The sequence below is a fragment of the Vibrio sp. B1Z05 genome (genome assembly GCF_052955985.1).
Map to the genome: position 1 here is coordinate 663,895 of NZ_CP130463.1, position 24,800 is coordinate 688,694.

The window sequence follows — 24,800 nt, forward strand, 5'->3', positions numbered from 1 at the left end:
GTTCCCTAGAGGTTACAGCTTGTCCAAGAGTCGGCGATTATTCGCCGTGATCTTTTTCAGACACTTTGTCTGGGACAGTAACCTGGAGTTGAATAATACGACGGTTGTCAGCAGCAGTAACCTTAAAGGTGTACTCATCGATTTCGACAATTTCGCCTCGGCTTGGTAAATGACCAAATTGGGTCATAATCAAGCCACCTACAGTATCCACTTCTTCATCGCTGAAGGTAGTGCCAAAGGTATCATTGAATTCTTCGATAGTAGTCAGGGCTTTGACAGCAAAAGTGTGTTTACTTAGCTGACGGATTTCTAGCTCTTCTTCATCGTCAAATTCATCTTCAATCTCACCGACTATCTCTTCAAGAATATCTTCGATAGTCAGTAATCCTGATACGCCACCAAATTCGTCCACTACAATCGCCATATGATAGCGCTCTTCACGGAATTCTTTGAGTAAGCGGTCAACACGTTTACTTTCAGGGACAACAACCGCAGTACGGATAACCTGCTCAATGTCGAAAGGTGCACTGTCAGATCCAAGATATTTCAATAGATCTTTAGCCAGTAAAATGCCTTCAACATGGTCTTTGTCTTCGCTGATTACTGGGTAGCGTGAGTGCTGTGCGTCAGTAATAAGATTGACTAAGGTATCAAGATCATCGGTGCGTTCAACGGTCACCATTTGTGAACGAGGGATCATAATATCTCGAACTCTTTGTTCAGATATTTCCATAACACCTTCGAGCATATCTCTAGTGTCATGATCGATCAGATCGTTTTCTTCGGAGTCACGGATGACATCGACGAGTTCTTGACGGTCTTTAGGATCCACTTGAAAAAGATGGATTAGACGTTCAAAGAAGGATTTCCTACTCGGACCTTCTGATTTTTCCTTTGAACCCTCTTTAGAGGGCGAATTGTCTTCGCTGTTCATTGTCTCTCAACGGTTGGCGCTATCAGATGTGTAATAGCTCACTGTAACTTAGCTAAAAGTTACTCTTTTTCTGCTAGATAAGGGTCTTCAAACCCCAATCCTTGCATAATTTCAGTCTCTAAAGACTCCATTTCCTCTGCTTCATCATCTTGGATATGGTCGTAGCCTAGTAGGTGCAAACTACCATGTACCGCCATATGAGCCCAGTGTGCAAGCAGTGGCTTTTGCTGTTGAACAGCTTCATCTTCAACCACTTGCTTGCAAATGACAAGATCTCCAAGCAAATTAATTTCAACTTCTGGAGGTGCTTCAAATGGGAAAGATAACACGTTTGTTGGTTTATCTTTGCCACGATAATCGTGGTTAAGCTGGTGGCTTTCTTCCACTTCGACAATACGGATGGTTAGCTCAGCATCTGGTTGAAACTGGGTAATCGTGTATTCGAGCCAAGATTGAAAATCTTGCTCTGAGGGTAATTGACTGTCGTCTTCGACAGCCAATTGTAGATCCAGATAAATGGCCATTTATTTATTTACCAATTGTGATTGTTGCTGAGAATGAACGGCCGCTTCAGCGACGAGTTTAGCTTCTCGTTCTTCACGCTCTTGGCGGCGACGTTGTTCGATTGCCTTTTTCTCTTTTTGATCTTGAACTTCCCATTTTTCATAGGCGTTCACAATGCGAGCCACAACAGGGTGACGAACCACATCATCGGCAATGAAGAAATTAAAGCTAATGTCGTTCACATCCGAAAGCACTTCGATAGCATGACGCAGGCCTGATTTAGCCCCGCGAGGCAAATCGATTTGCGTCACATCTCCGGTAATGACGGCGCGAGAATTAAAGCCGATACGGGTCAAAAACATCTTCATTTGTTCAATGGTGGTGTTTTGGCTTTCATCCAAGATAATAAACGCATCATTTAATGTACGACCACGCATATACGCCAGTGGTGCCACTTCAATAACATTACGCTCAATCAGCTTTTCTACACGCTCAAAACCGAGCATTTCAAATAAAGCATCGTAAAGAGGGCGCAGGTATGGGTCGACCTTTTGGCTTAAATCACCTGGCAGGAAGCCCAGTTTTTCACCGGCTTCTACCGCAGGGCGAGTCAGCAAAATACGTCGAATTTCTTGACGCTCAAGAGCATCTACTGCTGCAGCAACGGCTAGGTAAGTTTTACCTGTACCGGCAGGGCCAACACCAAAGGTGATGTCGTGAGTGACCATGTTCATTAAATATTGTGCCTGATTTGGCGTGCGAGGTTTAATCACCCCTTTTTTCGTTTTAATGAACACTTCTTTACCGTGGGCAAATTCGGCTTCGGCCGCTTGCTCCAACACGCCACTTTCTTTTACTTCAAGGTGGATTTGCTCTGGTTCAATATCAGGGATATTGCCGCGAACAGGTGCCGTTTGAACATAAAGTCTTTTGACGATATCAAGCGCCGCAGAGGCGGTATGAGGCTGGCCGACGATAGAAAAGTGGTTGCCACGATAGTTGATTTCAACGCCAAGACGACGTTCTAGATGTTTGATGTTGTCATCAAAAGGGCCACAAAGGCTAGAAAGACGGTGGTTGTTTACTGGTTCTAGATCGATCTCTAGGGTAACAATTTTATTGCTCAATTGTGCCTCACATTCGCTGAACTAAAAGAGCCTAAATAGGCCCTTTTAGTATAGCTTGAGTGCTTTACCAACCGAAATAAAAATCTGTCATTGTTTTGAGTTGATCAACTCGAAACTCGAATCAGGGTGATTATTTCGTTTAGTCTTGCTCTAAGGTGTAAAGGTCGCTACACCTAGCTCATCTTCTTTACGAGTCTTAGTCATCATCTCTGTTGGAGAGACAGCGCTACGAAGATCCATTTCCGCTTCTGTGCGAACGAGCTCACCACGTAAAGAGTTAGCAAATACGTCCGTGATTTTCACATCAACGAATTGACCAATTAGGTCTGCACTGCCTTCAAAGTTAACAACGCGGTTGTTTTCGGTACGTGCACGAAGCTCCATAAGATCTTTCTTAGAAGGACCTTCGACGAGAACACGTTGCTCTGTGCCTAGCATTTGGCGAGAGTAACGCATTGCTTGAGCATTAACGGTTTGCTGTAGCTCGTACAAACGCTCTTTCTTCTCTTGCTCAGTCAGATCGCAAGGGTAATCCGCTGCAGGTGTACCTGGGCGTGGAGAGAAGACAAAGCTAAAGCTCATATCAAAATCAACGTCGCGAATAAGCTTCATCGTTGCTTGGAAGTCTTGGTCAGACTCACCAGGGAAGCCTACGATAAAGTCAGAGCTGATTTGAATATCAGGGCGAGCTTTACGCAGCTTACGAATAATTGATTTGTATTCGATAGCCGTATGTGGACGCTTCATCATAGTCAAAATACGGTCTGAACCGCTTTGAACTGGCAAGTGTAGGAAGCTCACAAGCTCAGGAGTGTCTTCGTAGACTGCAATAATGTCGTCAGTAAACTCAAGTGGGTGGCTAGTGGTAAAACGAATACGGTCGATACCATCAATGCTTGCCACTAAACGCAGTAAGTTAGCAAAGGAGCAGATTTCTCCGTCAAATGTTGGTCCACGGTATGCGTTTACGTTTTGACCCAATAGGTTAACTTCACGCACGCCTTGCTCTGCTAGTTGGGCGATTTCATAAAGTACGTCATCCATTGGACGACTGACTTCTTCACCGCGAGTGTATGGCACTACGCAGTAAGTACAGTATTTAGAACAGCCTTCCATGATAGAAACGAACGCGGTTGCGCCTTCTGCGCGAGGTTCTGGAAGACGGTCAAATTTTTCGATCTCTGGGAATGAAATATCCATAACCGGAGCATCGTTGCTTTGTGATTGTTTGATCATCTCAGGAAGACGATGCAAGGTTTGAGGGCCAAAAATCACATCAACATAAGGAGCGCGTTGACGGATATGATCGCCTTCTTGGGTTGCTACACAGCCGCCCACACCAATCACAACGTTAGGTTTGTTGTCTTTTAAAGTTTTCCAACGGCCAAGCTGGTGGAACACTTTTTCTTGTGCTTTTTCACGAATTGAGCAGGTGTTTAGTAGTAATACATCCGCTTCTTTCGGATCTTCTGTTAGCTCAAATCCATTAGCAGCATTAAGCAGGTCAGCCATTTTTGACGAATCATATTCGTTCATCTGGCAGCCCCAGGTTTTGATCAGAAGTTTCTTACTCATTGCATTCACACTCGTGTTAATTAATCACTTTTATACTGGCTAGGTTGCTCAGTATTTCGCCACTTACTGTTATGGCAAGCCGCGTATTGTACTGGCTAAATGACGCTGTGACTAGGGTTCAAGCTTAAATTCCGTACATTGTCAGTTAAGGCATTGTTTGTATTGAGCCGCCTTTTGCTACCTTATTCATCAATATGTGGACAATGTGATTAATAAACGCACTTATAGGCTGGCAAATTAAGCTCAGATGCAGGCATTAACGAGCACTTTTCAGTACAATCATTTGATTAGCGAACGATGTAATAGCGAACGATGTAATACAGCAAAGGATGACACGAATGCATTTTGATGTAGCTGTGATAGGTGGCGGTATGGTTGGGGCTGCAACAGCTCTTGGCTTGGCAAAACAAGGTAAGCGAGTTGCGGTGGTTGAGGGATATAAACCTGAGCCATTTTCTGCATCACAAGCACTGGATATTCGAATCTCTGCAATATCAAAGAGCTCGGTGGATCTACTGCAGCAGCTAGGCGCGTGGTCACATGTTCAGAGTAAGCGAGTTTTCCCTTATATGGGGCTAGAAACTTGGGAGTTGGATAACTGCCGAACTCGCTTTGATGCATCGTCCTTACAGCTACCTTTACTAGGTTACATGGTCGAAAATCGCGTGTTGCAACTGGGTATTTGGCAAGCGCTGCAGGCCTATTCTAACGTGAGCTTTTATTGCCCTGACGCTTTAGTGGATATGAAGACAAGTGAACTGGGTAAGCAAATTGAGTTGTCATCGGGCGAGCAGATTAGCACCAGTTTAGTCGTGGGCGCGGATGGGGCAAATTCAAAAGTAAGGCACATTGCAGGGATTGGCGTGACGGCGTGGGATTATCGTCAAGACTGCATGTTGATTAACGTAGAAACAGATTGCGCTGATACCGACGTCACTTGGCAATGGTTTACTCCGCAAGGGCCAAGATCGTATCTTCCTATGGGAGCAGGGCAAGGTTGTTTAGTGTGGTATGACTCCCCTAAACGAATTAAACAATTGAGCCAACTGACACCCGAAGCCCTAAAACTGGAAATAGAAGCGTGTTTCCCTGAGCGTGTTGGCACAGTCAGTGTGAATAACTTTGCTTCTTTTCCCTTAAAACGTCGTCACGCACAGCATTACTGTAAAGAGTCTGTGGTGCTAGTAGGAGATTCTGCGCATACCATTAACCCTTTAGCGGGGCAGGGCGTTAATTTAGGCTTTAAAGACGTGCAGGGCTTACTTGAGGTGTTAGAAGAGGGTGATTACTCACTCGATAACCTTAAGCGATATCAAAAACTAAGAAGAACCGATAACTTACTGATGCAAACAGCGATGGATGCGTTTTACTTGGGGTTTAGCAATAACATAGGCCCTGTAAAGCTATTGAGAAATATGGGATTAAAGTTGGCTGATCGTGCAGGGCCAATAAAAGACCAAGCATTGAAGTATGCGTTAGGGCTTTAGAGCTTAGTTTTTAAAGAAAGTGAAGGTCGCTTGGCAAGGGGCGGCCTTTTTAATGTCCATTTTCTATAGGCAATAAAAAACCCGCCTAAAAGACGGGTTTCTTGAATGATGGTGCGGAAGGAGAGACTTGAACTCTCACACCTTGCGGCGCCAGAACCTAAATCTGGTGCGTCTACCAATTCCGCCACTTCCGCATCAAATCTGTAGTTAGAGAGATGATTGGTTAATCTCAATAACGTTGTAATGTGACTGAGCTACTTAGAGCTGAACCAGGGAAAATAACGAGGCATCAAATGCTTTTATCTCACCCATTTGTAATGTGGCTGAGCTACTTAGAGCTGAACCTGGGGAAATAACGAGGCATCAAGTGCTTTTATCTCACCCATTTGTAATGTGGCTGGGCTACCTGGATTTGAACCAGGGAATGCCGGCATCAAAAGCCGGTGCCTTACCGCTTGGCGATAGCCCAATAGAAACAGTTCTAAGAACTATATCTTTAAATAATGGTGCGGAAGGAGAGACTTGAACTCTCACACCTTGCGGCGCCAGAACCTAAATCTGGTGCGTCTACCAATTCCGCCACTTCCGCAACAAATCTGTAGTTAGAGAGATGATTGGTTAATCTCAATAACGTTGTAATGTGGCTGAGCTACTTAGAGCTGAACCAGGGGAAATAACGAGGCATCAAATGCTTTTGTCTCACCCTTTGTAAAGTGGCTGGGCTACCTGGATTTGAACCAGGGAATGCCGGCATCAAAAGCCGGTGCCTTACCGCTTGGCGATAGCCCAACAGAGAAAGTTCTATGAACTCAATCTTTAAATAATGGTGCGGAAGGAGAGACTTGAACTCTCACACCTTGCGGCGCCAGAACCTAAATCTGGTGCGTCTACCAATTCCGCCACTTCCGCAACAAATCTGTAGTCGTAACTGATAATTGGTTAATCAATTAGACGTTGTATATATGGTGGCTACTGCGGGATTTGAACCTGCGACCCCATCATTATGAGTGATGTGCTCTAACCAGCTGAGCTAAGTAGCCACTCTGTTTTAGAGACAATCTAATCTCTAAATTAAATATGGTGCGGAAGGAGAGACTTGAACTCTCACACCTTGCGGCGCCAGAACCTAAATCTGGTGCGTCTACCAATTCCGCCACTTCCGCATTGCTTGTTTAATCTCTAAGCCAGAGTGTAGTTAAAGAGACGATTGGATAATCTCTAAAACGTTGTAATGTGGTTGAGCTACTTAGAGCTGAACCAGGGAAATAACGAGGCATCAAATGCTTTTGTCTCACCCTTTGTAAAGTGGCTGGGCTACCTGGATTTGAACCAGGGAATGCCGGCATCAAAAGCCGGTGCCTTACCGCTTGGCGATAGCCCAACAGAGAAAGTTCTATGAACTCAATCTTTAAATAATGGTGCGGAAGGAGAGACTTGAACTCTCACACCTTGCGGCGCCAGAACCTAAATCTGGTGCGTCTACCAATTCCGCCACTTCCGCATTGCTTGTTTAATCTCTAAGCCAGAGTGTAGTTAAAGAGACGATTGGATAATCTCATTAACGTTGTAATGTGGTTGAGCTACTTAGAGCTGAACCAGGGGGATAACGAGGCATCAAATGCTTTTGTCTCACCCTTTGTAAAGTGGCTGGGCTACCTGGATTTGAACCAGGGAATGCCGGCATCAAAAGCCGGTGCCTTACCGCTTGGCGATAGCCCAACAGAGAAAGTTCTATGAACTCAATCTTTAAATAATGGTGCGGAAGGAGAGACTTGAACTCTCACACCTTGCGGCGCCAGAACCTAAATCTGGTGCGTCTACCAATTCCGCCACTTCCGCATCGCTTTGTTTAATCTCTAAGCTAGAGTGTAGTCTTAGCTGACGATTGGATAATCAACCAGACGTTGTAAATGGTGGCTACTGCGGGATTTGAACCTGCGACCCCATCATTATGAGTGATGTGCTCTAACCAGCTGAGCTAAGTAGCCACTTTAATTTTGAGCGAGAGAGGATAAACCAATCTTGCTCTTATTCCAATGATTTTTTAATAAAATCATGAAATAAATAGTTGGCTGGGCTACCTGGATTCGAACCAGGGAATGCCGGCATCAAAAGCCGGTGCCTTACCGCTTGGCGATAGCCCAACTTAATATGGTGCGGAAGGAGAGACTTGAACTCTCACACCTTGCGGCGCCAGAACCTAAATCTGGTGCGTCTACCAATTCCGCCACTTCCGCATATTTCCTAATAACTCTCAAAAGAAAGCATTTAGGAAATGGTGGCTACTGCGGGATTTGAACCTGCGACCCCATCATTATGAGTGATGTGCTCTAACCAGCTGAGCTAAGTAGCCATTACCATATTGTCATTTCTCAACCCTGTTAGACAGTGTCGAGAACGGAGCGCATTATGCGTATATCACAGGAAAGCGTCAATAGTTTTTTTAAAGATTTCGCCAGTTATAGCCTGTTCGAACTTTTTTTAAACAAAGCGCCCTGTTTTTATGCAGAAAACATCTAATAATTCACAAAATTAGACAGTATGGAAATAGGTTTGATTAGCATTTAATCGTAGAGGGTTTTGTGCCGGGCGAGATTAAAAAAATTGTTTTAATAATATTGAGCTGATAAAGAGCGGGGATTGAAATGTGTATGAATAAGGTAATTGTAACGCCAATAAAAAAGATCGCCGAAGCGATCTTTTTTTGCACAATCTTACCTGCTATCGAAGCGTAGAATTATACGTTGAAGCGGAAGTGGATAACGTCACCATCTTTAACGACGTAATCTTTACCTTCTAGACGCCATTTACCGGCATCTTTAGCGCCACTTTCACCTTTGAACTGGATGAAATCATCGTAGCCTACAACTTCAGCGCGAATGAAGCCTTTTTCGAAGTCAGTATGGATCTTACCTGCTGATTGTGGCGCAGTAGCGCCTACAGGGATCGTCCATGCACGTACTTCTTTCACACCAGCGGTGAAGTAAGTTTGTAGGGTAAGTAGATCGTAACCTGAACGAATCACGCGGTTTAGACCGGGTTCTTCAATGCCCATATCGGCTAAGAACTCAGCGCGATCTTCATCGTCTAGTTCTGCCATTTCTGATTCGATAGCCGCACATACAGGTACAACAACGTTGTTTTCTTTGGCTGCGTATTCACGAACAGCGTCTAAAAATGGGTTGTTTTCGAAGCCGTCTTCAGCCACGTTAGCAATGTACATGGTTGGCTTAAGCGTTAGGAAGTTTAAGTAACCTACCGCAAGTAGCTCTTCTTTGCTTAGCTCAACAGTACGAGCCATGCCGCCTTCAGTAAGAATTGGTAGCAGTTTTTCTAAAACAGCCAGTTCAAATTTAGCGTCTTTATCGCCACCTTTTGCTTTTTTAGCATTACGGTGCATTGCGCGTTCACAGCTATCAAGATCGGCCATTGCTAGCTCAAGGTTAATCACCTCGATGTCTTCGATAGGCGATACTTTACCTGATACGTGAACGATGTTTTCGTTCTCGAAACAGCGAACAACGTGTCCGATAGCGTCAGTTTCGCGGATGTTAGCTAGGAATTTGTTACCTAGACCTTCACCACGAGATGCGCCCGCAACCAGACCTGCAATGTCTACAAATTCCATTGTAGTTGGCAGAATTTTTTGTGGATTTACGATTTCAGCAAGAGCGTCTAAACGTAGATCTGGCACAGGAACAACGCCTGTGTTTGGTTCGATAGTACAAAACGGGAAGTTTGCCGCCTCGATACCTGCTTTGGTAAGCGCATTGAAAAGAGTTGATTTACCAACGTTTGGAAGACCAACGATGCCACATTTAAAACCCATGATTAAAACCTTATTCTGCTTTGAACGTGTGTAAGCGATTTTGTGCTTTAGTTAAACCGTCTTTTAGCAATATGTCTAAACTGCGGACGGATTCGTCGACTACGGCATCTAGGCATTCTTGCTCTTTGGCCGGGGCTTTGCCTAATACATAGCCCGCCACACGGTCTTTATGACCAGGGTGTCCGATGCCGATGCGTAGTCGGTAAAAATCTTTATTGTTGCCTAATTTGCTTATGCTGTCTTTTAGTCCGTTATGCCCACCATGACCACCACCTTTTTTGAACTTGCCGACACCTGGAGGTAAGTCTAGTTCATCGTGCGCAATCATTATCTCCTCGGGTTTTATTTGATAAAACTTAGCCAGAGCAGAGACTGATTTGCCTGAAAGGTTCATGAAAGTGGTTGGGATAAGCAAGCGAAGATCTTGGCCGTGGACCAAAATTCTGCCAGTTAAACCAAAAAACTTAGGCTCATTTTTTAGTGTCACATTATGTACTCGAGCTAATTCTTCGATTACCCAAGCGCCTGCGTTATGACGTGTTCTAGCATATTCAGGACCTGGGTTAGCCAGGCCAACAAGTAATTTAATTTCTTGGCTCAAGATTTAACTCTCGTAAATGTAGGTGACAACAAAAAGCGCGATATGATAGCACGCAATATTGGTAAGAGTAAAAAGTAAGTAACAGTAAAAAATCCCGGTGCTTAATAATAAGTACCGGGATTCTTGGAATTATTCTGGTTCTTAAGAACCCCATTCATACTCAAACAATCAGATGTTGAATATTGAATGACTTAACTTTTAGCGGCTATTGCTTAGCTTAGAAACTAAAAATTAGTTACTAAACATCGCAGAGATAGACTCTTCGTTGCTGATGCGACGAATCGCTTCAGCTAGCATGCTAGATAGAGTTAACTGAGATACTTTACCTGTTGCTGCCATTTCTTTGCTTAGTGTAATTGAGTCAGTGATGATCACTTGGTCAAGTACTGAGCTCTTAATGTTTTTCGCAGCAGTGCCAGAGAATACAGCGTGTGTTGCGTAAGCAAATACACGTTTAGCGCCACGCTCTTTTAGAGCTTCAGCTGCTTTACATAGTGTGCCACCAGTATCGATCATGTCATCAACGATCACACAGTCACGACCTTCAACGTCACCAATAAGGTTCATTACTTCAGAAACGTTAGCGCGTGGACGACGTTTGTCTACGATAGCGATATCAACATCACCAAGAGCTTTTGCTGTAGCGCGAGCACGTACAACGCCGCCTAGGTCAGGAGATACAACAACAGGATCTTCTAGGCCACGGTTTTTCATATCTTCAAGAAGAACTGGAGTACCGAAGATGTTATCTACTGGTACGTCGAAGAATCCTTGAATTTGCTCTGCGTGTAGGTCGATAGTTAGAACGCGGTCAACACCAACGTTAGATAAGAAGTCAGCGACTACTTTTGCCGTAATTGGCACACGAGCAGAACGCACGCGGCGATCTTGGCGAGCATAGCCGAAGTAAGGGATTACAGCTGTAATACGGCCGGCAGAAGCACGACGCATTGCGTCAATCATTACTACCAACTCCATCAGGTTGTCATTGGTAGGAGCACAGGTAGATTGAATGATAAATACATCGCTACCGCGAACGTTTTCATTAATTTGTACAGCGACTTCGCCATCAGAAAAACGGTCAACGACAGCATCACCTAGAGAAATATATAGGCGGTCAGCAATGCGTTGGGCTAGTTCAGGTGTAGCGTTACCAGCAAATAGCTTCATATCAGGCACGGTGGAAACCTCGAGGTTGCGTCCAGTTAATTGGGTAGTGTTTGGGCAGATAACTGCGCCAATGTCAGGTGCAAAGGAGAAATGTTGTTTCCTTGTGCAACAAATGCTGTTGTATTTTCGGGAAGTTGTCTTAATATGTTTTGTGCTTCTAATTGAGTATCAAACTCAGCAAAAACGCAAGACCCTGTTCCCGTCAATCTTGACGGCGCATATTGTAACAGCCAAGAAAGTTGCTTATCAACCTCTGGGTACAGTAAACGCACTATTTTTTCGCAATCGTTTTCGTAGGGGCTACTTTTTAGCTCTTCCCAACTGCGTTTTTGTGTATCTCTTGTTAGATTTGGGTGACAAAATATCTCAGCTGTGGAAATACTTTGGTTTGGTCTGACGACTAAATACCACTTTTCTTCTGGTTCAACTTTAGTCAAAGACTCCCCAACACCTTCGGCAAATGCTGCAAAGCCTTGCACAAATACAGGAACATCTGCCCCTAAACTTAGTCCTATCTTGGCTAAGTCTGGCAAAGATATATCAAGTTGCCATAAATAATTGAGCGCGACCAAGGTAGTAGCGGCGTTAGATGAACCGCCACCAATGCCGCCGCCCATAGGCAAGACTTTATTGATATGAATGTCAGCGCCTAATGAATGATTGGCAGCAGCTTCGGAGTTTTTAAGTACCGCTTCTTTTAATGCAACTGCCGCTTTCCAGATAAGGTTTTGTTGGACAGGAACACCTTCAAGTTCAGGGGTAACGGTGATTTTTCCACTATTGTTAGCGGTAATAGTGAGCTCATCACCAAAGTTAATAAACTGAAAAAGTGTTTGTAGATCGTGGTAGCCATTGTCTCGGCGTCCAGTGATGTACAAAAACAGATTTAGCTTGGCTGGCGATGGCCAGGTTGTGGTGCTGGTTATCATTGTATATTCCACTTACTGATAACAATGTTCAGTTTGATTGGGTCTCTCGAAAGGGTCATTTTGTTTGGTAAAATGAGGTCATTGGTTTCTTGATAGCTTTTATAATCCATCAACCAAGTCTGCCCACCGCGAGTTTGTTGTAAAGAGGCCAAAGTGCCATTCTCTGCAACTTCAAAGTGATCGGCTGCGGTTGGCTGTCCTTTGATCCAGTCTTGCATATAAACAATCGGTAAGCGCATGCCGGTTAATTGGTAAAACAAAAGATCGGCATCTTTATCAAAATAACGTTTTCCATGGATATCGGTTACTGTAGCGCCTTGCTCATCAATACTTAAATTGAGCACAGTCTTGCCTAAAAAAGTCGACAGTCGTAACTGGCTTTGTTGTGGCGATTGCTTCCAATGGAAGTTTAAACTTTGGCGTTGGGTAGGGTCGATATAACCGAGTTTTCCTGAAAGACTAAAATTGGTCAGTGTGGCAAGTTTTGCTTGATGGGTTTGATATTCGACACTGTGAGTCGGAACATGTTGCGTAGTCTCACAACCAAACAACAATAAAATAAGAAAGAAGGGTGTAAACCTAAGCAAGCATTTCAAAATAGAAGATGTTTGAGTGATTTGCATGTCAAGAATTAGAGCTCTGATTCAAGGTTTGAGCTAATGATACAATAAAGCCTCTTTTATTGCTGTAGTGCTTCAAGTAAAATTGCGTTTTTATTTTGTATGTCTAAGTAGTAAATGCCTTTATTGACCATAGGAATCAATCACAATACCGCTTCGGTGGAACTGAGAGAGAAAGTCGCGTTTTCTCCAGATAAGATGAGCGATGCCTTGCAGCAGTTACATTCTATGTCTGAGGTCAAAGGTAGCGTTATTCTATCTACCTGCAATCGTACTGAACTTTATATTGATGCTCCGTCGGCAAATAATATTGTCGATTGGCTTATCGATTTCCATCAAGTTAAAGATGATGACTTAAAACCTAGCCTCTATCATTACAGTGACGAAGAAACGATTCAGCATTTAATGAGAGTCTCATGTGGTTTAGACTCTTTGGTGTTGGGTGAGCCTCAAATATTAGGCCAAGTAAAACAAGCCTATGCCGACGCTAAAGAAAGAGGCGTGGTAAAAGGTAATTTAGATAAGTTATTTCAAAAAGCCTTCTCTGTTGCTAAGCGAGTACGTACCGAAACGGATATTGGCGGGAATGCGGTTTCCGTTGCTTATGCGGCTTGTACTTTAGCTAAACATATTTTTGAATCACTAGAGCGCTCTAAAGTATTATTGGTTGGTGCGGGCGAAACCATTGAGTTGGTTGCGAAACATTTATCCGATACTGGCTGTCATAATATGACGGTGGCCAACCGTACCCGCGAACGTGCGGCAGGTTTGGCGGCGCAGTTTAATGGGCAAGTAATCAGTTTAAGTGAGATTCCACAAACTTTAGTCGATACCGACATTGTAATAAGCTCTACCGCTAGTCCGTTACCCATTATAGGTAAAGGCATGGTAGAAAGTGCGCTAAAAACGCGTAAACATAAACCTATCTTGTTTATTGATATTGCCGTGCCTAGAGATATAGAGTCAGAAGTCTCTGAACTCAGTGACGCTTATCTTTATACTGTGGATGATCTGCAAACCATTATTGATAAAAATATTGAACAGCGCCGAGCCGAAGCGGTTCAAGCTGAAAAAATCATTGCCATTGAGAACAAAGAGTTTAAAAGCTGGCTACGTTCTCGAAAGGCTGTGGAAAGCATTAGGGATTATCGCCGCGCCTCAGATTGCGTTCGTCGCGAGCTGTTAGAAAAAAGCTTACAAGCGTTAAGCGTTGGTGGTGATCCAGAAAAAGTATTACTAGAGTTAAGCAATAAATTGACCAATAAACTCATCCATATCCCCACCAAATCGCTTCAAGAAGCGGCTGAGCAGGGCGCATTGGATGATTTAGCTGTAATAAGAAAAAGCCTTGGTCTTGAAGACCTATAACTATTTTTAAGAAGAATATGAAAGCATCGATATTAGTGAAATTGGAGACGTTAGTTGAGCGTTATGAAGAAGTGCAACACCTACTTGGTGATCCGGGCGTTATCGGCGATCAAAACAAGTTCCGTGCACTATCAAAAGAGTACTCTCAACTAGAGGAAGTCACCAAGTGCTTCCAAGCTTATCAGCAAGCTCAAGAAGATCTTGAAGCTGCACAAGATATGGCTAACGAAGACGATCCTGAGATGAAAGAAATGGCTCAGGAAGAAATTAAAGATGCAAAAGCGAACATTGAGTCTTTGACCGATGAGCTACAAATTCTATTGCTACCAAAAGATCCTAACGATGAACGTAACTGTTTCTTAGAGATCCGCGCCGGTGCTGGTGGTGATGAAGCCGGTATCTTTGCGGGCAACCTTTTCCGCATGTACTCAAAATTTGCTGAGAAGAAAGGTTGGCGCGTAGAAGTCATGAGCGCCAATGAATCAGAGCAAGGTGGTTACAAAGAAGTGATCGCTAAAGTGTCGGGCGATGGCGTATACGGCACCATGAAGTTTGAGTCTGGCGGTCACCGCGTACAACGTGTTCCTGAGACTGAATCTCAAGGTCGCGTACATACTTCGGCGTGTACCGTGGCGATTATGCCTGAGATCCCAGAAGCTGAGCTTCCACAAATCAAAGCCAGCGATCTAAAAATTGATACTTTCCGTTCATCGGGCGCAGGTGGTCAGCATGTTAACACCACTGACTCTGCTATTCGTATTACTCACTTACCAACCGGCACAGTTGTTGAGTGTCAGGATGAGCGTTCACAGCATAAAAACAAAGCCAAAGCGATGTCTGTGCTGGCAGCTCGTATTACCCAAGCTGAAGAAGCTAAGCGTGCGGCTGAAGTGTCAGATACTCGTCGTAACCTGCTAGGTTCTGGTGATCGTAGTGACCGTATCCGTACTTACAACTACCCGCAAGGGCGTGTATCGGATCACCGCATCAATCTGACCTTATACCGTCTAAATGAAATTTTAGAAGGTGATATGCAGTCACTGATCGACCCTGTGATGGCAGAACATCAAGCTGATCAGCTTGCCGCTCTATCTGAAAATAACTAAGTCGTGTCTTTACCTAGTGTACAAGAGTCGCTGAATGCAGCGACTCTGCGTTTACTTGAATTAGGCATTGATTCCGCAAAGCTTGATGCGTCGGTATTGCTGTGTCACGTACTACAAAAGCCACGCAGTTATTTGCTAACTTGGCCTGAGAAACTACTGACAGATCAGCAGCACCAAGATTTTAATGCCCTTATGCAGCGCCGCATTAATGGTGAACCCATCGCTTATATTACTGGCGAGCGTGAGTTTTGGTCATTACCTCTTAATGTATCGCCAACCACCTTAATCCCACGCCCTGACACTGAGCGTTTAGTCGAATTGGCTTTGGATAAAATCGGTACAGCTCCCGGTAAAGGGCTTGACTTGGGGACAGGTACAGGTGCAATTGCTTTGGCTTTAGCTTCTGAATGTCCGCATTTTGAGTTTATTGGTGTTGATATCCAAGATGATGCGCGCATTTTAGCGACTGGCAACGCCAACAAGTTGGGCATTAAAAATGCACAATTCTTACAAGGCAGCTGGTTTGAACCTGTGGTCAATGCAGGGCATTTTCAGATCATTGTCTCAAACCCGCCTTATATCGATGAGCAGGATCCTCATTTGGTGATTGGCGATGTTCGCTTTGAACCTGATTCGGCGCTGGTGGCGGCGGAGAATGGATTAGCAGACTTACGGCACATTGCTAAACATGCCAGAGATCACCTTGCCGATGGTGGCTGGTTATTGATGGAGCATGGCTTTGAGCAAGGCGAACAAACTCGACAAATATTATTGGATATGGGCTATCAGCTAGTATCTACCGAGCAAGACTACGCAGGTCAAGACAGAGTGACCTTAGGTCAATTTAAAGGAAGAAATGAATGTACGTAGCATTAAAAAATATCCACCTGATCTTAATTGCATTGAGTGCAGGATTATTCATCACTCAATACATTTTGATGGTGAGTAAATCACCATTACAGAACAAGAAGTTTATAAAAGTGACACCGCATGCCGTGAATGGTTTGCTCATTTTATCCGGCATCCTGCTGCTACTTGTGACTGGTTGGGTTCCATTTAAACCGGGCTCTGAGTGGTTAACAGAAAAATTCACCTGCGTTTTAGCGTATATCGCATTGGGTGTATTTGCTCTAAAAATGGGTAAAAACCAGCTTCTACGCGGTTTTGCTTTCTTAGGTGCTTTAGGTTGGTTGTTAATGGCAGCTAAGATCGGCATGACAAAAATGCCAATACTTATGGGGTAAAAGATGTCAGATCTGTGGTTTAAAGGTCTCGATGATTTGGAATTAGTCGAAGGTGCTTTGCGTCTTTGTGCTCAAGTCGACCCTAGTGTTAATGCGACATGGGTAGAGTTACAGTTAGAAAAAATGCTTGATGAAGCGGAACAAGTTTTATCAAGAGAAACAAACGAAAAAGCGCGCTTTGATGCCTTATTGCGTCTTTTTTACCAGCAATGGGGCTTTAAGGGTGACTACGAGAATTACTTCTCGTCTGAAAACGCCTTTATAGAAAAAGTCCTAGAACGTAAAAAAGGCATTCCGGTTAGCCTTGGCGCTCTATTATTATTCTTAGGGCGTAAGTTAGGTTTTCCGATCAAAGGAGTGAGTTTTCCCACTCAATTCTTGTTGGTAGTTGAATGGACAAACGCACAACACGACTATGTAAACCCTTTTAATGGTGAGTATGTAGCGAAACATACTTTGCTATCTTGGCTTAAAGGCGCGGAAGGCAACTCAGCGATGCTAAAGCCAGAGCACTTAAAAGTGGCGGATACCTCGACCATTATTGGACGCTGGTTAGGCGTACTCAAAGGCGCATTGATGCGAGAGGAACGCTATACTCAAGCTCTAGCATGCAGTGATTTAGCATTGAGTTTGGTGCCAGAAGATCCGTACGAGATCCGCGACCGAGGCTTTATTTATCAGCAATTAGATTGTTTTCAAATTGCGCGTAAAGACTATGAGTTCTTTATTGAGAACTGCCCTGAAGATCCTGCGGCTGAGATACTTAAGCTACAGCTAAAAGCAATTAATGACGAGCCAGTGGTTTTACACTAGCGCTCAATAAAAAGAGAGATGGATATGGAACAAAAAGTCGTTCAGGTTGGTGATATTTCAGTTGCTAATGACAAGCCTTTTACGCTATTTGGTGGGATCAACGTTCTTGAATCTCGCGATCTGGCAATGCGTGCTTGTGAACAGTACGTAGAAGTGACCGATCGCTTAGGGATCCCTTACGTATTTAAAGCGTCATTTGATAAAGCAAACCGCAGCTCAGTACACTCTTATCGTGGTCCTGGCCTTGAAGAAGGGATGCGCATCTTTGAAGAATTGAAGTCTACTTTTGGCGTTAAGATCATCACTGATGTACACACAGAAGCGCAAGCTCAACCTGTATCGGAAGTGGTTGATGTGATTCAATTACCTGCTTTCTTAGCACGCCAAACTGATCTTGTTGAAGCGATGGCAAAAACAGGCGCCGTGATCAACGTTAAAAAACCTCAGTTTATGAGCCCAAATCAAGTGGGTAATATCGTTGATAAATTTGCTGAGTGTGGCAACGACAAGATCATCTTATGTGAGCGTGGCGCTTGCATGGGTTATGACAACTTAGTGGTTGATATGCTAGGTTTTGGCGTGATGAAAAAAGTGTCTAACGGCAGTCCTATCATCTTTGATGTGACTCACTCACTGCAAATGCGAGATCCAAGTGGCGCAGCCTCTGGTGGTCGTCGTGAGCAAACAGTAGAGCTTGCTAAAGCAGGTCTGGCTACTGGCATTGCAGGTTTGTTTATCGAAGCGCATCCAGATCCGGATAAAGCGCGTTGTGACGGCCCTTCAGCGTTGCCACTGGATAAACTTGAGCCGTTCTTGGCGCAGATGAAATCTTTGGATGATTTAATCAAAAGTTTTGCACAGATAGATATTAAATAGAGTTTCTACTCACAACTCTGTGATACTTTTAATAAAAACGGGCTTTGCATTCGCAAGCCCGTTTTTTTGTTGCTATTTTTTGCATACACATCTAATTGAATAGTAATGGTTGCAAATGAAATCACTCGTATTAGCAATAGCAGTAGGGACACTAGTCGTAGGTTGCGCCTCAGACGATATCGTGGTCAGTAATAATGATGACGTGCAAAAACTGACCATCCTACATACCAATGATCACCACGGTCGTTTTTGGCCAAACAAATACGGTGAATTGGGTATGGCAGCCAGAAAAACGCTGATTGATCAAATTCGTCAAGAAGTTGAATCTGAAGGTGGCGCGGTGTTGCTACTCTCTGGTGGTGACATCAATACGGGTGTACCAGAGTCGGATCTTCTGGATGCGGAACCTGATTTCAAAGGCATGACCTTACTGGGCTACGATGCGATGGCGATTGGCAACCATGAATTCGATAACCCATTATCGGTATTAGAAAAACAGCAACAATGGGCTAAGTTCCCGATGCTGTCGGCCAATATTTACGAAAAACAGAGCCAACAGCGAAAATTTCAGCCTTATCAAATGTTTGATAAAGACGGTTTAAAAATTGCTGTTATAGGCTTAACCACCGAAGACACCGCCAAAATAGGTAATCCCGAATATATCCAAGGCTTAGAATTTAGAGATCCTAAATCTGAAGCAAGACAACTGCTAAAAGAGATAGAAACTCGCGAACAACCGGATATTACCATTGCTGTCACGCACATGGGGCACTACCAAAACGGTCAACATGGTGGCAATGCGCCGGGCGATGTAGCCCTTGCTCGTTACTTGCCTGAGGGCGCACTTGATATGGTGATTGGCGGTCACTCACAAGAGCCTGTGTGTATGGAAGGCCCAAACTTGGTGAAAAAGAACTTTAAGCCGGGAGATGCTTGTCAACCAGACCAACAAAATGGCACTTGGATCATGCAAGCCTTCGAATGGGGTAAATACGTTGGGCGTGCTGATTATGAATATTCTGATGGTGAGCTAGAGCTTGTTCATTATGCGTTAGTGCCGATTAACCTGACGAAAAAAGTGGAAGTGGATGGCAAAAAACAGCGCGTAATTGTTGGTGAAAAAATCGAAGCTGATTCAGATGTAGAAGACTTTTTAACGCCATACCAAGAGCAAGGGCAAGCCAAACTGAATGTGAAAATTGCGCAGTCCAACGGCAAGCTGGAAGGAGACCGTAATAAGGTTAGGTTTGAACAAACTAACTTAGGTCGCTTAATTGCTACCGCGCACATGCAACGTGCTAAAGCGGACTTTGGCGTCATGAACTCAGGTGGCGTGCGTGACTCTATCGCCGAAGGGGATATAACTTACAAAGACGTACTGACAGTACAGCCATTTGGCAACATCATTACTTATGTCGATATGAAAGGATCTGAGATTTTAGATTACCTAAATGTAGTCGCGACTAAGCCAACCGACTCAGGTGCGTATGCGCAGTTCTCTGGTATTTCGATGACAGTGGCAAAAGATGGGGTGAAAAACGTCAAAATTGGCGGGAAAGTGCTAGAAGAAGATAAAATGTATCGCTTCAGTGTACCAAGCTTTAATGCCGCTGGTGGAGACGGTTATCCTGTCATCAAAGATCACAGCGGTTTTGTCAACACCGGCTTTGTTGATGCCGAGGTATTGAAGGAGTATCTTGAGACGAATAGCCCCATTGATATTAGAAGTTATGAATCTCGTGGGGAAATGACTTACGAATAGGACGAAGAAGATTATGACACCTGCGGTACGTTTATTGAAAAAGAACAAGGTTCCCTTTGAACTTCATCAATACAAGCATGACCCTAACCAACACAGCTTCGGACAAGAAGCCGTTGAAGCTACGGGAAAGCCTGCAGAACAGGTGTTTAAAACCCTTCTTTTCTCAGTGGATGGCACAGCCAACGGCCTAGGGGTTGCTGTCATCCCAGTAAATACTAAGCTCAATCTAAAATGGGCTGCTAAAGCCAACAAACTGAAAAAAGCCGCTATGGCAAATCCCGATCTTGCGCAAAAAGTCACAGGCTATTTGGTGGGGGGGATCAGCCCTCTAGCGCAGAAAAAACGCTTGCCGACCTTTATTGACCAAAGCGCCGAAAACCTTGCCTCTATGTGTATTAGTGGCGGTAAACGTGGGCTGGAAATTGAGATTTGTCCTAAGCATCTGGCAGAGCAGGTGCAGGGGAGTTTTGTGAATCTTGGGGAGTAGGTAGAACTCACCCAATAAAGGTCAATTTTGCTTAACTGATGTATCTGCAAAAATAGTGACTTTCTATAACAACAATGCCCGAATGTTGAGTTCGGGCATTGTTGTTTTTATTGCATGCTAGGTTTAATTACTTCTTTAAACTCAACTTACCTTTGATGCGAGTCTTGCTCGGTTGCTCAGCAGAAGCAGGCTTTGTTTTTGGCATGACGTAGTGTTTGTTGCCTGATGGTTTGCCGCCTGAGGATTTTTGGCTTGCCGGCTTGCCATTTGGACGGTGCCTGCTTGGGGTGAACTTGCCATCAAACACTTGTTTTTGCTCATCACGGTTACGGCGCGCTCTAGAGGCTTGGTTTTCTTCTCGACTGTCGTAGAGTTTAGCGTCGGTGGCTTTTCTGATGCGTCGGCCTTTTACGTCTTTGGTGGACGCTTCTTCGGTGCCCACAGAGTCGCCACTTAGCTCAAGCAGTACTTTTACTTCATCATCGGTTAAGTAGCGCCATTTGCCGTTAGGGATGCCGTCAATGGTGATGTTCATGATGCGCACGCGGCGCAGTTTGAATACGCGGTAATCCAAAGCTTCACACATACGTCTTATCTGGCGGTTTAAGCCTTGAGTCAATACGATACGAAAGCTGTATTCTGATTCTTTAGTAATTTTACACGGCAGAGTGACGGTATCTAAAATGGATACGCCATTGGCCATCTTTTGCAAAAATTCAGGAGTGATGGCTCTGTCGACGCGCACTACATATTCTTTTTCGTGGTTGTTGCCTGCGCGTAAGATCTTATTCACGATGTCACCATCGTTGGTCAAGAAAATCAGTCCATCAGAGGGCTTATCTAAGCGGCCAATTGGGAAGATGCGCTCTTTGTGTCCAATAAAGTCAACAATGTTACCTTGTATGTCTCGCTCAGTTGTACACGTGATACCGGTTGGTTTGTTGAGTGCTATATAGATCGGCTTTTGTTTGGTTCGAAGTGATTTACCATCCACTAGAACTTCGTCCCCAGAGGTGACTTTGGTGCCCATTTCTGGGATTTGACCATTAATAGTCACTCGGCCTTGTTCAATCAGTCGGTCTGCTTCTCTGCGAGAGCAAAAACCCGTTTCACTGATGAATTTATTTAATCGCTTTGCGTTGTCGGACATAGTTCTCTCTGTTTGAGTTAACCAAGACGCTTTTGATGTCGTTCTCGATTCTCTAGTTTTTTTTCTGTGTTTTTTTTCAGCATTACATACACGGCGCCACTTCCGCCATGAAAGGTTTGAGCTGAATGCACACAGAGCACTTCATTAATTTGTTGTAGCCAAAAAGCTACGTAGCTTTTCATTAATGCCGGTGGCGTTGATTTATGACCTTTGCCATGCACAATGATTATAGTTCTGGCATCGAGCTTTAAGCACTGCTTGAGAAAGTGTACAACCTCGTCTCTGGCTTGAGTCAGGGTTCTGCGGTGCAAATCTAACTTAGCTTGGATTGGGTACTTACCCAGTCTTAACTTACGGTAGACACCGTCTTGTACGCCACTACGTTTAAACTCAATAATATCGTCAGGCTTTAGCATTGGCGCATTATCAAGTGTTAGGTATTCTGGTAATTCTTCTTCAATACTCACTGCCGCTTTTTGTCTCAACAGATGATTTTCATCAACAGTGTGAGATTTTTTATGTACCGCAGTATCTTGAGGGAGAGGTTTTACATCGCCCATCATCTCCTGGAAGGAAAAATCGTTTTCAAATTCTTCAGACATAGACATCAAGAAATTGTTTGAGATAGGGAGATTATAATTGGAAAAAACGGAACGTCACTTAAAAAAGAAAAAACCGAGGCAATTCAAATTGACTCGGCGCAACAAATTAGCTGCAATGATCTAGTGAGGAGATACATCATTCATTGCTGAACGATTTCCCTATGTTAGATTGCTACAAAAATGCTGTAATGATCTAAATCAATTGTTGCTCGTATGTAATAAAAATATATATATTTTTAATGTGTGCATGTGTATTGATGTGTGATAGGACGAATAATCGCCACTTGAAACCAACAAATGACAAATTATAAAATTAGGTGTTGCACAGGGAAAAAATATCCGTATTATACGCCTTCTCAGCAGGAAACAGTTCTTGCGGAGTAGTCATGAAGTGAAAACTTTATTGATGAAATCTCGGTGAATAGCGCAGCTTGGTAGCGCATCTGGTTTGGGACCAGAGGGTCGGGGGTTCGAATCCCTCTTCACCGACCATCTTTAGAAACCCCGCAACTTTGTTGCGGGGTTTCGTCGTTTCTGGCTACTTAAAACCCTACCTAAATATGATCTCTTTGTGATTCATTGACTTTCTCTTTCTAAGATTGGCCTGTTTTAACCGACTTTACTAGCATGATTTGCTCAATATGCTAGGGTGCCTTATCTGCTTATTTTTTGTGCAATAGTTGCTATATAGAGAAAACTTGTCTAAAAATTATACACCGTACGTAAGTAAGGATCTTGTAATGTTAGGCAAACTAAATCTTTGGTGTGGTGCTGCTTTACTGTGTGTAGGACCCAATATCTATGCTCAAGAGAGCGCAGAAGAGAAGAGTGATGTGACGTTAACTGTAGGTGATGTCATTGATAAGCCAGGGGTCTTGTCTCCTAAAGGAACGTGGTCATTAGAAGGTTCTTTAAGTTTTACGCAAAACTCATCCAACAGAGTTTCGGTAGTGGGTTACACCGTATTGCCCACGTTAATCGTAGGCCGCATAGAAGTCAGTGATGCGGATTTTGTTACCACTACCTTTGGTTTAACCGCTAGGCTTGGTTTGACCAATGCCACTGAGTTTGAAATTCGTTTACCGTATGTATACCGAAATGATCAGGTGGTTGTAAGGCCGATACAAGACGGATCGCCCGACGTGATCAATCGCTCAACAAGTGGCGGTGCGATTGGGGATCTTGAGGTGGGGTTGCGTCATCAATTTAATTTTAACACTACGCCATATTGGATAGGCGGATTACGCGTTAAAACTCGAACGGGGCGTTCTCCCTATGATATTGAGATAGATGAAAGCACCAATACCCTAAAAGAGGTTTCTACAGGCTCTGGGTTTTGGAGTATCGAGCCAAGTCTAACAATGCTTTATCCTTCCGATCCTGCAGTATTGTACGCCAATGTTGGGTATATCTTTAATATAGAAGACACAGTACAAATCGGCTCTGAAGAGCAGAAGATTGAGCTAGGGGATACGATTTCTATCGGCGGAGGAATGGGTTTTGCAGTAAATCCAGACTTGTCATTCTCTTTAGGTGTTAGCCACAAAACCATTTTAAAAAGTAAGGTCAACGGACAACAATCTGACGATGCCAAACTTCTTCATCTAGATTCTTTGACTATGGGCGTTAACCTTAAAATGAATGATCGCTCGTCAGTGAATATCAGTGCTCAAGCTGGATTAACGGAAGATACGCCAGACTTCCAACTTTCTTTAAGAGTGCCTTATTACTTCTAGGCTGATAGGCTGATAGGCTGATAGGCTGATAGCTTGGTTCTAATCCACTGAGTTAAACCACAAATACAGGCAAACAAAATCTTTGTATCTTCTGCCCTAAAACGCGTTGAAGTAACGAGTTGGTTCCCGCATAAATTGTGCTGTGAGCATAGGGATTAGTGCGAACACACATGATAGAACTACAGTGAGGCATCAGTCGAGTAACTGATTCATTGGAAGGAAAAAGGCTTTATATTGATCTGCTGTGGTTACCGGATTTTTAAAACATGACTATAAAGGCTGCTTTTGAAAGTAGCTTTCACAACATTATTTTTATGCACGGTTAACCGTTAGTAGTGATGGTTGAGTAATGCCCCTTTAAGGCGAATATCGTCTCTTATTTGTTTGTTTACCCCTTCTACTCGAGCATCAATATCCACGACTGTATCTAACCCCAGCACACTATTATCGAGTGTATTCTGAATAATGTTAATCAGGCTAGGTGTAGAAATTGTTTGGCTTACGTAAGGTTGATCTGGCTGGCTATTTACATCTTCAACAATGTTTCCATCACCTGCTTTTACGATATTAATTAACCCAGAGTTACCTTGGGGAATAGCAGTGTTCGGTTTTGTTTCAGCGGTGAGTGTGCCATTTCTAAACACTAAATTAGCAATGGTGGTACGGTAGAATTTCTCTCCATTAACAGCAGCACTAATGCTAATGCCAATATCAACAATGTAGTCGTTTGCAAGTTGAAAACCACCGCGTAGCTCTGACAGTGCCGCATTATCTAAAATATATGCATTAGGCAGGTCTATTTCATCGGCGAGTGTTGGGGCGCTGTGCATCAAGCATAAGGCGCAAGCTAAAGCTAATTTCTGGCTTGTCATAGGTGCTC

22 protein-coding genes and 16 tRNA genes are annotated in these 24,800 nt (G+C 43.8%); 11 read left to right on the plus strand and 27 right to left on the minus strand.

The window, feature by feature from the left end; genetic code table 11:
* Nucleotides 1–37: 37 nt before the first annotated feature.
* From corC to miaB, 4 genes are all read right to left on the minus strand, one after another.
* Nucleotides 38–934, minus strand: a complete 897-nt coding sequence (gene corC / locus QV280_RS03140) for a CNNM family magnesium/cobalt transport protein CorC (protein WP_152821587.1) — start codon at nt 932–934, stop codon at nt 38–40.
* 59 nt (nt 935–993) lie between these two features.
* The gene (ybeY, locus tag QV280_RS03145) at nt 994–1,458 is read right to left on the minus strand and encodes an rRNA maturation RNase YbeY (RefSeq protein WP_023405680.1); all 465 of its coding nucleotides are present in this window, start codon (nt 1,456–1,458) and stop codon (nt 994–996) included.
* Nucleotides 1,459–2,565 (minus strand): PhoH family protein, encoded by a 1,107-nt coding sequence (locus tag QV280_RS03150; RefSeq protein ID WP_152821589.1) that lies wholly within the window; start codon nt 2,563–2,565, stop codon nt 1,459–1,461.
* Between the two features lie 150 nt (nt 2,566–2,715).
* Nucleotides 2,716–4,140, minus strand: coding sequence for a tRNA (N6-isopentenyl adenosine(37)-C2)-methylthiotransferase MiaB (gene miaB, locus QV280_RS03155; RefSeq protein WP_152821591.1), 1,425 nt, complete (start codon nt 4,138–4,140; stop codon nt 2,716–2,718).
* A gap of 329 nt (nt 4,141–4,469) precedes the next feature.
* Between miaB and QV280_RS03160 the strand changes: the two genes are divergently transcribed.
* Nucleotides 4,470–5,627, plus strand: coding sequence for an FAD-dependent oxidoreductase (locus QV280_RS03160; protein WP_152821593.1), 1,158 nt, complete (start codon nt 4,470–4,472; stop codon nt 5,625–5,627).
* 109 nt (nt 5,628–5,736) lie between these two features.
* On the opposite strand, the gene QV280_RS03165 is transcribed toward QV280_RS03160, so the two are convergent.
* The 20 genes from QV280_RS03165 to lolB form a co-directional block, all read right to left on the minus strand.
* Nucleotides 5,737–5,821 (minus strand) — tRNA-Leu (locus QV280_RS03165).
* A gap of 200 nt (nt 5,822–6,021) precedes the next feature.
* Nucleotides 6,022–6,096 (minus strand) — tRNA-Gln (locus tag QV280_RS03170).
* A gap of 35 nt (nt 6,097–6,131) precedes the next feature.
* Nucleotides 6,132–6,216 (minus strand) — tRNA-Leu (locus tag QV280_RS03175).
* Between the two features lie 125 nt (nt 6,217–6,341).
* A tRNA-Gln gene (locus QV280_RS03180) sits at nt 6,342–6,416 on the minus strand.
* Nucleotides 6,417–6,451: 35 nt separating this feature from the next.
* Nucleotides 6,452–6,536 (minus strand) — tRNA-Leu (locus QV280_RS03185).
* 54 nt (nt 6,537–6,590) lie between these two features.
* Nucleotides 6,591–6,667 (minus strand) — tRNA-Met (locus QV280_RS03190).
* 38 nt (nt 6,668–6,705) lie between these two features.
* A tRNA-Leu gene (locus QV280_RS03195) sits at nt 6,706–6,790 on the minus strand.
* A 143-nt stretch (nt 6,791–6,933) separates the two neighbouring features.
* A tRNA-Gln gene (locus tag QV280_RS03200) sits at nt 6,934–7,008 on the minus strand.
* Between the two features lie 35 nt (nt 7,009–7,043).
* Nucleotides 7,044–7,128, minus strand: a tRNA-Leu gene (locus tag QV280_RS03205).
* 143 nt (nt 7,129–7,271) lie between these two features.
* Nucleotides 7,272–7,346, minus strand: a tRNA-Gln gene (locus tag QV280_RS03210).
* A 35-nt stretch (nt 7,347–7,381) separates the two neighbouring features.
* A tRNA-Leu gene (locus QV280_RS03215) sits at nt 7,382–7,466 on the minus strand.
* A gap of 72 nt (nt 7,467–7,538) precedes the next feature.
* Nucleotides 7,539–7,615 (minus strand) — tRNA-Met (locus QV280_RS03220).
* 81 nt (nt 7,616–7,696) lie between these two features.
* Nucleotides 7,697–7,771: transfer RNA gene (locus QV280_RS03225), tRNA-Gln, on the minus strand.
* An 8-nt stretch (nt 7,772–7,779) separates the two neighbouring features.
* Nucleotides 7,780–7,864: transfer RNA gene (locus QV280_RS03230), tRNA-Leu, on the minus strand.
* A 39-nt stretch (nt 7,865–7,903) separates the two neighbouring features.
* Nucleotides 7,904–7,980, minus strand: a tRNA-Met gene (locus QV280_RS03235).
* Nucleotides 7,981–8,364: 384 nt separating this feature from the next.
* On the minus strand, nt 8,365–9,456 hold the full coding sequence (gene ychF, locus QV280_RS03240) for a redox-regulated ATPase YchF (protein WP_023402963.1): 1,092 nt from the start codon (nt 9,454–9,456) through the stop codon (nt 8,365–8,367).
* A 10-nt stretch (nt 9,457–9,466) separates the two neighbouring features.
* Nucleotides 9,467–10,057 carry an aminoacyl-tRNA hydrolase gene (pth, locus tag QV280_RS03245; protein ID WP_023402962.1) on the minus strand — a complete coding sequence of 197 codons (591 nt, stop codon included), beginning with the start codon at nt 10,055–10,057 and terminating at the stop codon, nt 9,467–9,469.
* Nucleotides 10,058–10,288: 231 nt separating this feature from the next.
* On the minus strand, nt 10,289–11,236 hold the full coding sequence (locus tag QV280_RS03250) for a ribose-phosphate pyrophosphokinase (RefSeq protein ID WP_023402961.1): 948 nt from the start codon (nt 11,234–11,236) through the stop codon (nt 10,289–10,291).
* 26 nt (nt 11,237–11,262) lie between these two features.
* Nucleotides 11,263–12,156 carry a 4-(cytidine 5'-diphospho)-2-C-methyl-D-erythritol kinase gene (gene ispE / locus QV280_RS03255; RefSeq protein ID WP_023402960.1) on the minus strand — a complete coding sequence of 298 codons (894 nt, stop codon included), beginning with the start codon at nt 12,154–12,156 and terminating at the stop codon, nt 11,263–11,265.
* The gene (lolB, locus tag QV280_RS03260; RefSeq protein WP_039970049.1) at nt 12,153–12,779 is read right to left on the minus strand and encodes a lipoprotein insertase outer membrane protein LolB; all 627 of its coding nucleotides are present in this window, start codon (nt 12,777–12,779) and stop codon (nt 12,153–12,155) included. The genes ispE and lolB overlap by 4 nt, the downstream gene beginning before the upstream one ends.
* A 114-nt stretch (nt 12,780–12,893) precedes the next feature.
* On the opposite strand from lolB, the gene hemA reads away from it, so the two are divergent.
* The 8 genes from hemA to ybaK all read left to right on the plus strand — a co-directional run bounded on the left by hemA (nt 12,894) and on the right by ybaK (nt 20,432).
* The gene (gene hemA, locus QV280_RS03265) at nt 12,894–14,144 is read left to right on the plus strand and encodes a glutamyl-tRNA reductase (RefSeq protein WP_023402958.1); all 1,251 of its coding nucleotides are present in this window, start codon (nt 12,894–12,896) and stop codon (nt 14,142–14,144) included.
* Between the two features lie 17 nt (nt 14,145–14,161).
* Nucleotides 14,162–15,250 (plus strand): peptide chain release factor 1, encoded by a 1,089-nt coding sequence (gene prfA, locus QV280_RS03270; RefSeq protein ID WP_023402957.1) that lies wholly within the window; start codon nt 14,162–14,164, stop codon nt 15,248–15,250.
* A gap of 3 nt (nt 15,251–15,253) precedes the next feature.
* On the plus strand, nt 15,254–16,120 hold the full coding sequence (gene prmC / locus QV280_RS03275) for a peptide chain release factor N(5)-glutamine methyltransferase (RefSeq protein ID WP_367869606.1): 867 nt from the start codon (nt 15,254–15,256) through the stop codon (nt 16,118–16,120).
* Nucleotides 16,111–16,494 carry a SirB2 family protein gene (locus QV280_RS03280; RefSeq protein ID WP_152821595.1) on the plus strand — a complete coding sequence of 128 codons (384 nt, stop codon included), beginning with the start codon at nt 16,111–16,113 and terminating at the stop codon, nt 16,492–16,494. The genes prmC and QV280_RS03280 overlap by 10 nt, the downstream gene beginning before the upstream one ends.
* A 3-nt stretch (nt 16,495–16,497) precedes the next feature.
* Complete coding sequence (locus tag QV280_RS03285) at nt 16,498–17,307, plus strand: SirB1 family protein (RefSeq protein ID WP_152821597.1); 810 nt, start codon at nt 16,498–16,500, stop codon at nt 17,305–17,307.
* A 24-nt stretch (nt 17,308–17,331) separates the two neighbouring features.
* Nucleotides 17,332–18,183: a 3-deoxy-8-phosphooctulonate synthase gene (gene kdsA / locus QV280_RS03290; protein WP_039970047.1), complete on the plus strand. Its 852-nt coding sequence runs from the start codon at nt 17,332–17,334 to the stop codon at nt 18,181–18,183.
* A 115-nt stretch (nt 18,184–18,298) separates the two neighbouring features.
* Nucleotides 18,299–19,945, plus strand: coding sequence for a bifunctional UDP-sugar hydrolase/5'-nucleotidase UshA (ushA, locus tag QV280_RS03295; RefSeq protein ID WP_023402953.1), 1,647 nt, complete (start codon nt 18,299–18,301; stop codon nt 19,943–19,945).
* Nucleotides 19,946–19,958: 13 nt separating this feature from the next.
* Complete coding sequence (gene ybaK, locus QV280_RS03300) at nt 19,959–20,432, plus strand: Cys-tRNA(Pro) deacylase (RefSeq protein ID WP_152821599.1); 474 nt, start codon at nt 19,959–19,961, stop codon at nt 20,430–20,432.
* A 127-nt stretch (nt 20,433–20,559) separates the two neighbouring features.
* Here the strand turns inward: ybaK and rluF are convergent, their stop codons facing one another.
* Both rluF and smrA read right to left on the minus strand, forming a co-directional pair.
* Complete coding sequence (rluF, locus tag QV280_RS03305) at nt 20,560–21,582, minus strand: 23S rRNA pseudouridine(2604) synthase RluF (protein ID WP_023402951.1); 1,023 nt, start codon at nt 21,580–21,582, stop codon at nt 20,560–20,562.
* A 17-nt stretch (nt 21,583–21,599) separates the two neighbouring features.
* Nucleotides 21,600–22,190, minus strand: coding sequence for a DNA endonuclease SmrA (gene smrA / locus QV280_RS03310; protein WP_373277880.1), 591 nt, complete (start codon nt 22,188–22,190; stop codon nt 21,600–21,602).
* 409 nt (nt 22,191–22,599) lie between these two features.
* On the opposite strand from smrA, the gene QV280_RS03315 reads away from it, so the two are divergent.
* Nucleotides 22,600–22,676, plus strand: a tRNA-Pro gene (locus QV280_RS03315).
* Nucleotides 22,677–22,924: 248 nt separating this feature from the next.
* Nucleotides 22,925–23,920, plus strand: a complete 996-nt coding sequence (locus QV280_RS03320; protein WP_023402949.1) for a transporter — start codon at nt 22,925–22,927, stop codon at nt 23,918–23,920.
* A 329-nt stretch (nt 23,921–24,249) separates the two neighbouring features.
* On the opposite strand, the gene QV280_RS03325 is transcribed toward QV280_RS03320, so the two are convergent.
* Entirely contained in the window at nt 24,250–24,792 is a 543-nt protein-coding gene (locus QV280_RS03325) for a hypothetical protein (protein WP_023402948.1), read from the minus strand.
* Nucleotides 24,793–24,800 lie beyond the last annotated feature (8 nt).